Origin of the sequence: Escherichia ruysiae (genome assembly GCF_031323975.1) — a bacterium.
In the GTDB taxonomy this organism is placed as follows: Bacteria; Pseudomonadota; Gammaproteobacteria; order Enterobacterales; family Enterobacteriaceae; genus Escherichia; species Escherichia ruysiae.
The window spans coordinates 1,713,518-1,727,713 of record NZ_JAVIWS010000001.1; the positions used below are offsets into that span (position 1 = coordinate 1,713,518).

The window sequence follows — 14,196 nt, forward strand, 5'->3', positions numbered from 1 at the left end:
ATTTTTATGTCTTATCAGTATGTTAATGTCATTATCATCAACAAAGTTGCGGTCATTGAGTTTAACTATGGCCGCAAACTCAATGCATTGAGTAAAGTCTTTATTGACGACCTGATCCAGGCACTAAGCGATCTCAACCGACCGGAAATTCGTTGTATCATTCTGCGTGCTCCGAGTGGTTCCAAAGTCTTCTCCGCAGGCCACGACATCCATGAACTGCCATCAGGCGGTCGCGATCCTCTCTCTTACGATGATCCGCTACGGCAAATTACCCGTATGATCCAAAAATGCCCCAAACCGATCATTTCGATGGTCGAAGGTAGCGTCTGGGGAGGTGCTTTTGAAATGATCATGAGTTCCGATCTGATCATCGCTGCCAGCACGTCGACCTTCTCAATGACCCCAGTTAACCTTGGCGTACCGTATAACCTGGTGGGCATCCACAACCTGACCCGCGACGCGGGCTTCCACATCGTCAAAGAACTGATTTTTACCGCTTCGCCAGTCACCGCCCAACGCGCGCTGGCTGTTGGCATTCTCAACCACGTTGTTGACATCAGCGAGCTGGAAGATTTCACCCTGCAAATGGCGCACCACATTTCCGAAAAAGCACCGCTGGCGATCGCGGTAATCAAGGAAGAACTGCGCGTACTGGGCGAGGCGCACACGATGAATTCAGACGAATTTGAACGTATTCAGGGGATGCGCCGAGCGGTTTATGACAGCGAGGATTATCAGGAAGGTATGAATGCTTTCCTGGAAAAACGTAAACCTAATTTCGTCGGTCATTAATGCTCAGCGAATGAAGGAGTAAAAGATGAATATGATCTGGGCAAGGATGACCGCCGATGAAGCGGCGGAAATTATCCAGCACAATGATATGGTAGCATTCAGCGGCTTTACCCCTGCGGGTTCACCTAAAGCTCTACCTGTCGCTATTGCTCATCGTGCCAACGAACAACATGAGGCGAAAAAACCGTACCAGATTCGCCTGCTAACCGGCGCGTCAATTAGCGCCGCCGCCGATGACGTGCTCTCTGAAGCTAACGCCGTTTCATGGCGCGCTCCGTATCAAACATCATCTGGGTTACGCCAAAAGATCAATCAGGGGGCAGTCAGTTTTGTTGATCTACACTTGAGCGAAGTCGCGCAAATGGTTAACTACGGCTTCTTCGGCGACATTGATGTTGCGGTAATTGAAGCCTCAGCCATCGAGCCGGATGGACGTGTCTGGTTAACCAGTGGGATCGGTAACGCTCCGACCTGGTTACTGCGGGCCAAGAAAGTAATCATTGAACTCAATCACTATCATGATCCGCGCGTTGCGGAACTGGCGGATATTGTGATTCCTGGCGCACCACCGCGACGCAATAGCGTTTCGATCTTCCATGCGATGGATCGCGTCGGTACTCGTTATGTGCAAATTGATCCGAAAAAGATTGTTGCGGTCGTGGAAACCAACTTACCTGATGCAGGTAAGCTGCTGGATAAGCAAAATCCCATGTGCCAACAGATCGCCGACAATGTGGTTACCTTCTTATTACGTGAAATGGCACAGGGGCGCATTCCGCCGGAATTTCTGCCACTGCAAAGTGGGGTAGGCAACATCAATAATGCGGTAATGGCGCGTCTCGGGGATAACCCGGATATTCCACCGTTTATGATGTATTCGGAAGTGCTACAGGAATCAGTAGTTCATCTTCTGGAAACCGGAAAAATCACCGGAGCCAGCGCCTCCAGTCTGACTATCTCCGCCGATTCACTGCGCAAGATTTATGACAATATGGACTATTTCTCCTGTCGGATTGTGTTACGTCCGCAGGAGATTTCCAATAACCCGGAAATTATCCGCCGCCTTGGTGTTATCGCTCTGAACGTCGGCCTGGAGTTTGATATTTACGGGCACGCCAACTCAACGCATGTTGCCGGAGTTAATTTAATGAACGGTATCGGCGGCAGCGGTGATTTTGAACGCAATGCTTATCTGTCAATCTTTATGGCGCCGTCGATCGCCAAAGAAGGAAAAATATCAACCATCGTGCCGATGTGTAGTCATGTTGATCACAGCGAGCACAGCGTGAAAGTGATCATCACTGAACAAGGGATCGCCGACCTGCGCGGCCTCTCTCCACTTCAACGCGCACGCGCTATCATCGATAATTGCGCCCATCCCATGTACCGTGACTATTTGCATCGCTATCTGGAAAATGCCCCAGGAGGGCATATTCACCACGATCTTAGCCACGTTTTCGATCTGCATCGTAACTTGATCGAAACGGGTTCAATGTTGGGTTAATTGCTCGTACCATCACGATCTTCAGCAATTTGCTGTAGTATCGTGGCGGTATAGCGATGATTTTTCAGTGAATAGAGGTATTCCTGCATATACATTGGCGTATGCGGCGCATCGAAATATTTCAGCGTTGCCGGATTCACCAGTCGCCAGGCAAAATGTGGAATGACTGTCAGAAAATGTCCGCGCTCAACGGCGCTGATTTTGGCCATAAAACTGTAGGGGCGATAAATGATTGTTGGATTGATCCCACAAGGGCGCATGTTCGCATCAATCATCGCTTCATAGTTAGCGCGGTTCTGAAAGCGCATCTGTAACCACGGTAACTCCTGTAATAACTCCTGCTCCTGACGTTCTTCAAAACGGCGGGAAACAAGAAACCCCAGTCGCAGCGGCGACAGCTCGCTGATAGTTAGATTTTCCAGCCCCTTAACACGGGCGGATACATGCTGCGGAGAGATAATAAAATCAAACTGGCGGTAGAAGAGATTATCGATAACCCCATTTTCGCTAAACTCAACCGGCTGGGCAGTCACCCCTTCATATTTATCACCAAGACTGATTAGCTGATCAAAAATAATCGTCGGATAAGTATTATCGATGCCAATGACAATTTCATGAGAATGACGCCCGGAATTATGAATTTCATTATCAATAGCAGAAAGTCGTTGGTAAACCGGAAATAGTTTTTGATAAAGTTCCTGTCCGGCTTTATTGAGACTAATGTTGTTATCTTTACGGGTAAACAGCGTATAACCAATTTGTTCCTCCAGCGCGGCAATACTTTTGCCAAACGGTGAAGCCGTCATATGTATTTTTTCTGCTGCCCTGGCAATATTATTGGTTTGCGCTAATAAAATAAAATTGCGCATCTTTTTTGAAATAAAAATATCCATACCCTCTCCCCAAACATCACTGTCCGCTTAACCGTTTCAGTTATTCAATCTTTGATGATATCGCGAGCAAAGATAGGTAATTGCATCATGGTTTTACAGAAAATTACAGAAAAAGGAGACGATATAAGGTGAAGACATTAGCCCGACAAATGAGTCGGGCTAAATGTATTATTGTGCGGTAGGTGTTTTTGCCGGTTGCTGATCAACGGGTTCTAACTGGAAGACCACATCCACCTGGTCATCAAACTGAATAGCGGCCTGCTCGTAAGTTTCCTGAGTAGAAACCGGCGCGGCATCAGCTTTCATCATCCGAACCATCGGGCTGGGCTGATAGTTGGAAACATGGTAGCGCACGCTATACACCGGTCCCAGTTTGCGATTAAAGCCATTCGCCAACTCCTGCGCCTGATGAATCGCGTTATCAATCGCGGCCTTACGCGCTTTATCTTTATAGGCATCCGGTTGCGCTACTCCCAGCGAAACAGAACGAATTTCATTAAGACCAGCCTTCAGCGCGCCATCCAGCAAAGAATTCAGCTTGTCTAACTGACGAACTGTTACCTCTACCGTTCTCACTGCCCGGTAGCCTTTCAGAATACTTTTGCCATCCTGGTAATCGTAATCTGGCTGGGTACGTAAATTCGCAGAACTGATATCTTTTTTCGCGATCTGATTGAGTTCAAGGAAAGAGATATATTGCGCCACGCGCTCATCCGCTTGTTTTTTGGCGGTAGCAGCATCCTTCGCGGCCACATTAACTTCAATAGCAAGAGTGGCAATGTCTGGCACCGCATCTACGCTTGCCGTTCCTGAAGTGACAATGTGCGGACCATCCGGTAGTTCATTGGCCTGTACTGCCATCCCGCTGAAACCCATCAATGCCGCCAGGGCGATAACTTTGAACTTCACGTTAGTCTCTCCGTGTTTATTTACTTGCCCAAAATTCAAAACCTCTGTAGGCAAGCTTAGCGTCTCTGTTTTTATTTTCCATCAGATAGCGCCTAACTGAACAAGGCTTGTGCATGGGCAATACCATCTCTCGCCAGCTGTAGGGCGATAAACCACATTACGCCACCAACAATAATGTTAATAATACGCTGCGCTTTGGCGGTACGCAGACGCGGTGCCAACCAGGCTGCGAGAAGAGCCAGACCAAAGAACCACAAGAAAGAGGCGCTAATCGTCCCAAGCGCAAACCAGCGTTTTGGTTCAACATCGAGCTGCCCGCCGAGGCTCCCCAATACCACAAAGGTATCCAGATAAACATGGGGATTCAGCCAGGTCACTGCCAGCATGGTGGCAATAATTTTCCAGCGTCCCTGTTTCATGACTTCAGCACTAACCAGCTCAATATTACTGCTCATCGCCGTTTTAAAAGCGCCAAAACCATACCACAGCAAGAAGGCAACGCCGCCCCAGGTGACCAGCGCCAGCAACCACGGTGACTGCATCAGTAACGCGCTACCGCCAAAAATCCCGGCGCAAATCAGAACCAAATCGCTGATTGCACAAAGTAAGGCAATCATAATGTGGTACTGGCGGCGAATACCCTGATTCATCACAAAAGCATTTTGTGGACCGAGCGGCAGGATCATAGCCGCCCCAAGCGCAAGACCTTGAAAGTAATAAGAAAACACGTTGGATATTCCGAATTAAGTATCTGATGCAGAGACTATAGCGCGGGAATGTTATTAGTGGAAATTGATATTATTAATTGGCAATCAGAATAACTAATAAGAGAGAGGCCAGATAAATTATCTGGCCTCAGCGTTGATTATGCAGCTTTGTCCTCTTTCACCCGCTTAAAATTCACATCCATTTGCGGATACGGGAAGCTGATACCAGCGGCATCAAACTCGCGTTTAATACGCTCCAGCACATCCCAGTAAACGTTTTGCAGATCGCCGCTGTTACTCCAGACGCGGACCACGAAATTAATCGAGGATGCGCCAAGCTCGTTCAGACGCACGGTCATTTCGCGATCTTTTAAAATGCGATCGTCAGACTGGATAATATCGGTCAGGATCTGCTTCACCTGATCGATATCGGAATCATACGCCACACCAATGATAAATTCGTTACGGCGCGCAGGCTCGCGAGAGAAGTTAATAATATTACCGGCAATAATTTTACCGTTCGGAATAACGATAATTTTACCGTCTGCGGTGCGCATAGTCGTAGAGAAAATCTGCACACTCTGCACTGTACCGGCAACACCGCCGAGGTCGACATATTCACCGGCACGGAACGGACGGAACAGTACCAGCAACACACCAGCGGCCAGGTTAGACAGAGAACCCTGCAACGCCAAACCTACAGCTAAACCTGCGGCACCCAGCACGGCGATAACCGATGCAGTTTGTACCCCCACACGACCTAACGCTGCGATCAGCGTAAAAGCAATAATCGCATATCGGGCTAATGCAGAGATAAAATCAGCAACGGTGGCATCTATGTTACGGGAGATCATCAGGCGATTCACCGCGTTGGAGATCATCCGCGCGATAATCAAACCAATGATGATGATCGCGAGAGCCGCCACGATGTTTACAGCATAACTCAGCAACAGCGCCTGGTTGTTCACCAACCACGAACCTGCACCGTGTATGCTATCGACAACATTCAAATCTTCCATTCAATATTCCTTTTTAACTGACTCAAAATGGAGAAATACACTCCGCTGCCTTATGACGGGCAGTCTGACAAGGGTAAACAATAAAGCATAATTTTGCCAAATAGATCACAGATTTCTCCTGTCCATCACCTTGCTTTTGGCGAAAAAAAAGACCCGCAGAGCGGGTCTTGAGATAAGCAGAAAGGAATATCTTACAGAACGTCGATCGCGTTCAGTTCCTTGAATGCTTTTTCCAGACGAGCGATCATCGAAGTCTGACCGGCACGCAGCCATACGCGCGGATCGTAGTATTTCTTGTTCGGCTGATCTTCGCCTTTCGGGTTGCCCAGCTGACCCTGCAGGTAAGCTTCGTTTTCTTTGTAGTAGTTCAGAACACCTTCCCAGGTTGCCCATTGGGTATCGGTATCGATGTTCATTTTCACTACGCCGTAGCTTACGGAGTCTTTGATTTCCTGAGCAGTAGAACCGGAACCGCCGTGGAATACGAAGTTCAGGCTGTTGTGCGGCAGGTTGTGTTTCTTAGAAACATATTCCTGAGAGTCGCGCAGGATAGTCGGAGTCAGAACCACGTTACCCGGCTTGTAAACGCCGTGTACGTTACCAAAGGACGCTGCGATGGTGAAACGCGGGCTGATTTTGCTCAGCTCGGTGTATGCGTAATCAACGTCTTCTGGCTGGGTGTACAGTGCAGAAGCGTCCATGTGGCTGTTGTCCACGCCATCTTCTTCACCACCGGTGCAACCCAGTTCGATTTCCAGAGTCATGCCGATTTTGGACATGCGCTCCAGGTATTTAGAGCAGATTTCGATGTTCTCTTGCAGAGATTCTTCAGACAGGTCGATCATGTGGGAAGAGAACAGCGGCTTGCCGGTAGCAGCGAAGTGTTTTTCACCCGCGTCCAGCAGACCGTCGATCCACGGCAGCAGTTTCTTCGCGCAGTGGTCGGTATGCAGAATAACCGGAACACCATAATGTTCAGCCATCTGGTGAACGTGATGCGCACCAGAGATCGCGCCCAGGATAGCAGCACCCTGCGGAACGTCAGATTTCACGCCTTTACCAGCGATAAAGGAAGCACCACCGTTGGAGAACTGAACGATAACCGGCGCTTTAACTTTAGCAGCGGTTTCCAGTACGGCGTTGATGGAGTCAGTACCGACGCAGTTTACTGCTGGCAGTGCGAAGTTGTTTTCTTTTGCTACCTGGAAAACTTTCTGTACGTCATCACCAGTGATTACGCCAGGTTTTACGAAATCAAAAATCTTAGACATGTCTCTTGTCCTGTATCGTCGGGCCTTATACTCGTCATACTTCAAGTTGCATGTGCTGCGTCTGCGTTCGCTCACCCCAGTCACTTACTTATGTAAGCTCCTGGGGATTCACTCTCTTGTCGCCTTCCTGCAACTCGAATTATTTAGAGTATGAAAAAATGCGTGCTCTAAAAGCGCGCTGAAACAAGGGCAGGTTTCCCTGCCCTGTGATTTTTTACTTCTTAGCGCGCTCTTCGAGCATCGCTACTGCAGGCAGTACTTTACCTTCCACGAATTCGAGGAATGCGCCGCCGCCAGTGGAGATGTAGGAGATTTTGTCAGCGATGCCGAACAGGTCGATTGCTGCCAGAGTGTCGCCGCCACCAGCAATGGAGAACGCTTCGCTGTCTGCGATAGCGTTAGCCACGATTTCAGTACCTTTGCGGAAGTTCGGGAATTCGAACACGCCAACCGGGCCGTTCCAAAGAATGGTTTTCGCATTCTTCAGGATTTCAGCCAGTTCTTGCGCAGAAGCGTCGCCGATATCCAGGATCTGCTCGTCAGCTTTCACGTCGTTAACAGATTTCAGAGTAGCTGGAGCAGTTTCAGAGAACTCAGTTGCTACGCGAACATCAGACGGAACCGGGATGTTGCAGGTGGTCAGCAGACGTTTAGCTTCGTCAACCAGGTCAGCTTCATACAGGGATTTACCCACATCGTGGCCTTGTGCCGCGATAAAGGTGTTAGCGATACCACCACCAACGATCAGCTGGTCAGCGATTTTAGACAGGGAGTCCAGAACGGTCAGTTTGGTAGAAACTTTGGAACCACCAACGATAGCCACCATCGGGCGAGCTGGTTCTTTCAGTGCTTTACCCAGCGCGTCCAATTCAGCCGCCAGCAGCGGACCTGCGCACGCAACGTCAGCGAATTTACCGATACCGTGAGTAGAAGCTTGCGCGCGGTGAGCAGTACCGAATGCGTCCATTACGAATACGTCGCACAGTGCAGCGTATTTTTTGGACAGGGTTTCGTCGTCTTTCTTCTCGCCTTTGTTGAAGCGAACGTTTTCCAGAACAACCAGTTCACCTTCAGCAACATCAACGCCGTCGAGGTAATCTTTAACCAGACGAACCGGGTTAGACAGTTTGTCTTTCAGGTAGTTAACAACCGGCAGCAGAGAGAATTCTTCGTTGTACTCGCCTTCGGTAGGACGACCCAGGTGGGAAGTTACCATCACTTTAGCGCCTTGTTTCAGAGCCAGTTCGATGGTCGGCAGAGAAGCACGGATACGTGCGTCGCTGGTTACTTTCCCGTCTTTTACTGGTACGTTCAGATCCGCACGGATAAATACACGTTTCCCAGCAAGATCCAGATCGGTCATCTTAATTACAGACATGGTGAATCCTCTCGTTGATTCTAAAAGTTTTGCAGACGCTGCTTGCGTCTTACCTGAAAGCAACAGTAGCCATAACTAACGTCGTGTCGAGCATTCGGTTAGCAAAGCCCCATTCGTTATCGCACCAGACCAACGTTTTGATCAGGTGTGCACCACTGACCCGGGTTTGGGTGCCATCGACAATGGCACTGTGCGGATCGTGGTTAAAATCTACAGAGACCAACGGCAATTCCGTATAGTCAACTATACCATGAAATGCACCTTGTGCTGCTTTTTGCAGCAACAGGTTGACTTCATTGGCTTTTACAGGTTTCTTCACCGTCACGCTTAAATCGATTGCCGTCACATTTATGGTTGGCACACGTACCGCAATCGCTTCAAAGCGATCGTTAAATTGCGGAAAAAATCGTGTGATACCGGCGGCCAGTTTAGTATCGACCGGAATGATCGACTGGCTGGCTGCCCGGGTGCGACGCAGGTCAGGATGGTATGCATCAATAACCTGTTGATCGTGCATGGCGGAGTGAATTGTGGTCACAGTGCCGGACTCAATACCGTACGCATCATCTAACAATTTGATGACGGGAATTATGCAATTCGTGGTACAGGAAGCGTTAGAAACGATGCGGTGTTCCGCACGAAGTTGATCCTGATTGACGCCGTAAACAACGGTCGCGTCGAGATCGTTACTGCCAGGATGTGAAAAGAGCACTTTTTTAGCCCCGGCGGCAATGTGCGCTTCGCCATGCTCGCGGGAGCCATATACGCCGGTGCAGTCGAGGACTACATCAACGCCAAGTTCACGCCAGGGGAGCGATTGCAGTGAACGTTCATGCAATACGCGGATGGCGTCATCACCAACAAAAAGTTGATCGCGTTCCTGACGTACTTCCCATGCAAAACGGCCATGACTGGTGTCATATTTCAACAAATGCGCCATGCCCGCAGCATCCGCCAGTTCGTTGATTGCCACCACGGTAATTTCCGCCCGGCGTCCGGATTCATACAAAGCACGAACCACATTACGCCCGATGCGACCGAAGCCATTTATCGCTACGCGTACGGTCATAGATCTCCTGCAAGGTTTTCCCTGAGCAAATTTGCCAGACAGAGTAATCCAGCAAATCGTCCGGGGAAACCTTACCTGTCGCAAACTGCGACTGATTGGTTAATTGTCGAACATTTAATCGACTGAAACGCTTCAGCTAGGATAAGCGAAACGTGGAATAAAAGGAATGATTGTCCAGTCAAAGAAGACAATTATCTGACTTACGTCACGTTTTCAGCCCCGCCCCTGTGGAATTTATTCCACTTTGCAGAATCACGAATAAGCGTAGCAAAATCTTTTCGTTGTGCCGTCACAAACCCTGACTTATATCAGAATATGACTGATGCAGCGTCGATATTATCCGCAATACGTCCGAGTTTCGGAGTACTCCAATGATGACATTGCCCTACCCATATTCTTCCTCCGCACGCTTTTACGCGCTGCGCCTGCTCCCCGGGCAGGAAGTTCTCTCCCAATTGCGCGTCTTCGCGCAGCAACAACAACTCCACGCCGCGTGGATTGCAGGTTGTACCGGCAGTCTGACTGATGTCGCTTTGCGCTATGCCGGGCAAGAAAACACCACCCTTCTAAGCGGTAAGTTTGAAGTCATCGCACTGAACGGCACGCTGGAACAGAGTGGTGAGCATCTTCATCTCTGCGTTTCCGATCCACACGGCGCGATGCTTGGCGGTCATATGATGCCCGGCTGTACCGTGCGCACCACGCTTGAACTGGTGATCGGCTGCCTTGAGGAACTGGCGTTTAGCCGCCAGTCTTGCGCGCTTTCTGGTTACGACGAGTTGCATATTTCCCCCGTTAAATAACTACTTTCAGAGAGGTTTTCTTATGGCGCGTCGCCGCTTTTCCAGTCAGGCACTGGTGTTGATCGTTATCTCTATCGCCATCAATATGATCGGCGGGCAACTGGCCAGCATGGTCAAATTACCTATATTTCTCGACTCCATCGGCACACTTATTAGCGCGGTACTGCTTGGTCCGGTGATCGGGATGCTGACCGGCTTACTGACCAATTTACTCTGGGGATTGCTGACCGACCCGATCGCCGCCGCATTTGCGCCCGTCGCGATGGTCATCGGCCTGGTCGCCGGTTGGCTGGCGCGAGCGGGTTGGTTTCGCACCCTGCCGAAAGTCGTTGTCAGCGGCGTGATTATTACGCTTGCGGTCACTGTCGTTGCTGTACCGTTACGTACTGCTCTGTTCGGCGGTGTCACCGGTAGCGGAGCCGATTTGTTCGTTGCCTGGATGCACTCTATGGGGCAAAACCTGGTGGAGTCGGTGGCGATTACGGTGATAGGCGCAAACCTGGTCGATAAAATTCTTACAGCGGTGATTGTCTGGCTTTTACTGCGCCAGCTGCCGATTCGCACCACGCGTCATTTTCCGGCAATGGCTGCCGTGCGCTAAATGCATCCGTTTACCTCATTAACGCTGTGGGCGCTGGCAGCCTGCACCACGCTAATCCTGCCCGCGCAGACCATTTTGCCAGTCTATAGCGCGGCGACCTTTCTCTGCCTTATTGCGTTAAAGGCCACGCGGCGGCGAGCAAAATATGTCGCCTGGCTGATGTTTTCGCTGGGGGGCGGCCTGTGGCTGGTGCACGGTGGCTGGCTGACAGAATGGATAAGCGGAACACCGCGCAACCCAGAACGTTGGGCATTTGCTATTACGCTCTGGCTGCGCATTCTGGCGATTGTTTCCACTTCGCAGTTGTGGATGCAGTACGTCCCCGTGCAACGATTTATCCGCGCTTTGTTTGCTTCTCGCCTGCCGCCGGGCGTCGCTTATCTGTTTGCCGGACCGCTGCTGGTCGTTGAGCAGTTAAAACGGCAATTAGCGATTATTCATGAAGCACAGCGTGCGCGTGGCGTGCCGCTGGATGAAAGCTGGTATCAACGCTTATGTGCGATGCCGGCGTTAATCATACCATTAACCCATAATGCGCTTAACGATCTGGCGATCCGTGGTGCGGCGCTGGATATGCGGGCATTTCGCTTACATAACCGGCGCACTACGCTATGGGCACCACCTGACAGTAAATTACAAAAAGTGGCTCGTTACACCATGATATTGCTGATGCTGGCAGAACCGGGAGTGTGGCTATGGTTACGTTAGAACAGTTTCGCTATTGCCCGACGCACTCAACGCACTCTCCATTCTGTTATGACTTTCACTATGACAACCCGGGGATGGTCGCCATCTTTGGAGACAACGGCAGCGGCAAAAGCACGCTGGCGCAACTGATGGCGGGTTGGTATCCGGACTTCCTGCCGGGTGACATCGCTGGCACGGGAATGCTCCTCAATACGCCCATTGGGCAACTCTCGCTAAGCGAACAAGCCGCTACCATTCAACTCGTCCAGCAATCTCCCTATTTGCAGCTTTCCGGCTGTACCTTTAGCGTGGAAGAAGAGGTTGCCTTTGGGCCAGAAAATCTGTGTCTTGATGAAGCAAAGGTTATGGCGCGCATTGACGCTGCCCTGACCCTGACCGAGTGCCAGCCGTTGCGTCATCGCCATCCGGCAACACTCTCCGGTGGAGAAACCCAACGCGTGGTTATCGCCTGTGCCATCGCTATGCAACCAAAACTATTAATTCTTGATGAAGCCTTTAGCCGCCTGACATCACAAGCCAGCGAAATTCTGTTGCAGCGTTTGCAGCACTGGGCGATGGAATGCGGTTCGCTGGTTATTCTGTTTGAACGTCATCCCACACCTTTTCTGAACTATTGCCAGCATTCCTGGCGGTTACATGACGGAGTACTCCAGCCATTATGTTAACGTTAAATCAGGTGACTTATCGCTGGCCTGGCGCGGCAACAGATTGTCTTTGCAACATTTCGCTGCAACTTAAACAAGGTGAATGGCTGGCGCTGACCGGCGACAACGGCGCGGGAAAATCGACACTGTTACGCATCATGGCGGGTCTTCTTCCCCCATCTTCCGGTACAGTAATATTGCAACAACAGGCATTACATACGCTTAAGAACCGCCAGCGCGCGGCAAAAATTGGCGTACTGTTTCAGGAAGCGGAAAACCAGTTGTTTCATAGCACCGTCGCCGAAGAGGTCGCCTTTGGTCTGAAATTACAAAAATTCTCACCCGCAGACATCGCAAAACGCACCGAATACGCCCTGCAATGTTGTCAGTTAGCAGACGTTGCCAGCGCGCATCCGTTAGACCTGCATAGCGCACAGCGACGGATGGTCGCCGTCGCCAGTCTGGAAGCTCTCGCCCCGTCACTGTTGTTGCTGGATGAACCCAGTCGGGATTTTGACGAAAACTGGCTGGGCGTGTTTGAGTGCTGGCTGGAAAAATGCCGCCAACAAGGCGCGAGTGTCGTGGCAATCAGTCATGACGCCGCATTTACCCGGCGTCATTTTTCCCGTGTTATCCGTCTGGAAGACGGCACTGTGAAAGAGGTCAATCTGCCAGACGATATTCGCCGCTAGCCGTCATCATTAAGGTCAAATTTGCGGGCAGACTCTGTTCAAGCACCCGGCGAACATTTGGGCCGTCGGTACGTTCATAAAAGGCTTCAGCGTCTGCCAGCGATAACCCTCCCGCCAGCTTGCGCCCCACCAGCCGTTCCCGTAACGCAGCTGCGGGCGCGTTGATAAAGATCGAGAAATCACAAAATTGCGCAAGCATGCGCCATTTCTCGTCATCCAATAACAGCCAATTTCCTTCTACGATAATGATCGGTGCAGTAACGTGTAATGCATCTTCTATGGGATCATGCTTTTGTCGATCGTACTGCGGCCACGTACAATCCCCTTCCACTGCCCGGCGCAGATTTTCCGCCAGTTTCGCCACGTCGAACGTCTGCGGTGCGCCTTTATAAGAGCGAAGCTGATGCTCATCCAGCCAGATGTTGTAATGGTGAAAACCATCCATCGGGAGCGTCTGAATAGCGGGTAGTTCCGGGTCTTGTTGCGCGAGATATTCCCAGAAGGTGGTTAGGGTAGATTTACCCGTCCCCGGCGGAGCGCAAAGAAATACCACCGCACGCCGCTGTGGATTTACCGTCTGTAAGGCCGCCAACATGCGCAGCAACGGTTTATGTACATTTTTTATCTCATCATCATGGTACTGCGCCTGTACCTTCAGCCCATTCACCGTTAATTCAATTTTCACGGCGTTAATTCCTTTAAGGTGGTCGTTACTGCCAGCGTCAGCGCCGTTTTGACCATCCCGCTAAAACGCACCTCTGACCAGACGGCGAAATCGGCGAACTTCATCGCCTTTAACGCATCATAGAGCGTCGCATTGCGGGTTATACTATTGACGTTGCTGATAAAATCCCAGGTTATGTCATCGGCAAATCCTGGGGGGGCATCCTGTTCGTTCAGGTAATGCCAGAACTGGGAAAAATGCGTGATATCGGCGTACAGCCATTTATCCATTTTCCCCAGCGCATAAATCAAACGCAGCGCAACATCAATATCGTCAAGCGGGCCGCTTTGGGCGAGTAACGGTTTCACTGCATATTCGACGATCTCTTCATCGTTATCGACAAATAGCGACGGCAGAAACTGGCGTATCCCCTGGAGCAAAATAGAATGCGCAGTTTTCATAAATGAATATAAATTGTCCTGTGCGTCCAGTTGCTCAAGCACATCATCTTCTGTCAGCGTCGCCATTCGTCTTCCGATAGA

At 50.4% G+C, this 14,196-nt stretch carries 16 protein-coding genes; 7 read left to right on the forward strand and 9 right to left on the reverse strand.

Annotation, left to right across the window (positions count from 1 at the left end; genetic code table 11):
* The first annotated feature begins 6 nt into the window (after nt 1-6).
* Both scpB and scpC read left to right on the forward strand, forming a co-directional pair.
* Nucleotides 7-792, forward strand: coding sequence for a methylmalonyl-CoA decarboxylase (gene scpB / locus RGV86_RS08465; RefSeq protein WP_000122066.1), 786 nt, complete (start codon nt 7-9; stop codon nt 790-792).
* Between the two features lie 25 nt (nt 793-817).
* A complete protein-coding gene (gene scpC, locus RGV86_RS08470) occupies nt 818-2,296 on the forward strand; it encodes a propionyl-CoA:succinate CoA transferase (RefSeq protein ID WP_001056014.1) in 1,479 nt (492 codons plus the stop codon).
* On the opposite strand, the gene srsR is transcribed toward scpC, so the two are convergent.
* From srsR to epd, 7 genes are all read right to left on the reverse strand, one after another.
* A complete protein-coding gene (gene srsR / locus RGV86_RS08475; protein ID WP_000350788.1) occupies nt 2,293-3,189 on the reverse strand; it encodes a LysR family transcriptional regulator SrsR in 897 nt (298 codons plus the stop codon). The genes scpC and srsR overlap by 4 nt on opposite strands.
* Before the next feature lie 168 nt (nt 3,190-3,357).
* A complete protein-coding gene (locus tag RGV86_RS08480) occupies nt 3,358-4,098 on the reverse strand; it encodes an oxidative stress defense protein (protein ID WP_000669825.1) in 741 nt (246 codons plus the stop codon).
* A gap of 92 nt (nt 4,099-4,190) precedes the next feature.
* Nucleotides 4,191-4,826: an arginine exporter ArgO gene (gene argO, locus RGV86_RS08485; RefSeq protein WP_000493354.1), complete on the reverse strand. Its 636-nt coding sequence runs from the start codon at nt 4,824-4,826 to the stop codon at nt 4,191-4,193.
* Between the two features lie 137 nt (nt 4,827-4,963).
* A complete protein-coding gene (gene mscS / locus RGV86_RS08490; RefSeq protein WP_000389806.1) occupies nt 4,964-5,824 on the reverse strand; it encodes a small-conductance mechanosensitive channel MscS in 861 nt (286 codons plus the stop codon).
* Between the two features lie 191 nt (nt 5,825-6,015).
* Nucleotides 6,016-7,095, reverse strand: a complete 1,080-nt coding sequence (gene fbaA, locus RGV86_RS08495) for a class II fructose-bisphosphate aldolase (protein ID WP_000034374.1) — start codon at nt 7,093-7,095, stop codon at nt 6,016-6,018.
* Between the two features lie 214 nt (nt 7,096-7,309).
* The gene (gene pgk, locus RGV86_RS08500) at nt 7,310-8,473 is read right to left on the reverse strand and encodes a phosphoglycerate kinase (protein ID WP_000111269.1); all 1,164 of its coding nucleotides are present in this window, start codon (nt 8,471-8,473) and stop codon (nt 7,310-7,312) included.
* 49 nt (nt 8,474-8,522) lie between these two features.
* Nucleotides 8,523-9,542: an erythrose-4-phosphate dehydrogenase gene (gene epd / locus RGV86_RS08505; RefSeq protein ID WP_000218481.1), complete on the reverse strand. Its 1,020-nt coding sequence runs from the start codon at nt 9,540-9,542 to the stop codon at nt 8,523-8,525.
* Nucleotides 9,543-9,913: 371 nt separating this feature from the next.
* On the opposite strand from epd, the gene RGV86_RS08510 reads away from it, so the two are divergent.
* The 5 genes from RGV86_RS08510 to RGV86_RS08530 are packed head-to-tail and all read left to right on the forward strand — an operon-like array spanning nt 9,914 to nt 12,990.
* Nucleotides 9,914-10,345: a PPC domain-containing DNA-binding protein gene (locus RGV86_RS08510; protein ID WP_085461145.1), complete on the forward strand. Its 432-nt coding sequence runs from the start codon at nt 9,914-9,916 to the stop codon at nt 10,343-10,345.
* Nucleotides 10,346-10,367: 22 nt separating this feature from the next.
* On the forward strand, nt 10,368-10,946 hold the full coding sequence (locus tag RGV86_RS08515) for an ECF transporter S component (protein WP_000124032.1): 579 nt from the start codon (nt 10,368-10,370) through the stop codon (nt 10,944-10,946).
* On the forward strand, nt 10,947-11,654 hold the full coding sequence (locus RGV86_RS08520) for an energy-coupling factor transporter transmembrane component T (RefSeq protein ID WP_000553236.1): 708 nt from the start codon (nt 10,947-10,949) through the stop codon (nt 11,652-11,654).
* Nucleotides 11,642-12,319: an ABC transporter ATP-binding protein gene (locus RGV86_RS08525; RefSeq protein ID WP_000256984.1), complete on the forward strand. Its 678-nt coding sequence runs from the start codon at nt 11,642-11,644 to the stop codon at nt 12,317-12,319. Before RGV86_RS08520 ends, RGV86_RS08525 begins: the two co-directional genes overlap by 13 nt.
* Nucleotides 12,313-12,990, forward strand: coding sequence for an ABC transporter ATP-binding protein (locus RGV86_RS08530; RefSeq protein ID WP_309508386.1), 678 nt, complete (start codon nt 12,313-12,315; stop codon nt 12,988-12,990). The genes RGV86_RS08525 and RGV86_RS08530 overlap by 7 nt, the downstream gene beginning before the upstream one ends.
* On the opposite strand, the gene RGV86_RS08535 is transcribed toward RGV86_RS08530, so the two are convergent.
* Nucleotides 12,962-13,675: a nucleoside/nucleotide kinase family protein gene (locus RGV86_RS08535; RefSeq protein WP_000687715.1), complete on the reverse strand. Its 714-nt coding sequence runs from the start codon at nt 13,673-13,675 to the stop codon at nt 12,962-12,964. The two genes, RGV86_RS08530 and RGV86_RS08535, sit on opposite strands and share 29 nt — an antisense overlap.
* Nucleotides 13,672-14,181, reverse strand: a complete 510-nt coding sequence (gene fumE, locus RGV86_RS08540; protein WP_000224161.1) for a fumarase E — start codon at nt 14,179-14,181, stop codon at nt 13,672-13,674. The genes RGV86_RS08535 and fumE overlap by 4 nt, the downstream gene beginning before the upstream one ends.
* Nucleotides 14,182-14,196: the final 15 nt, after the last annotated feature.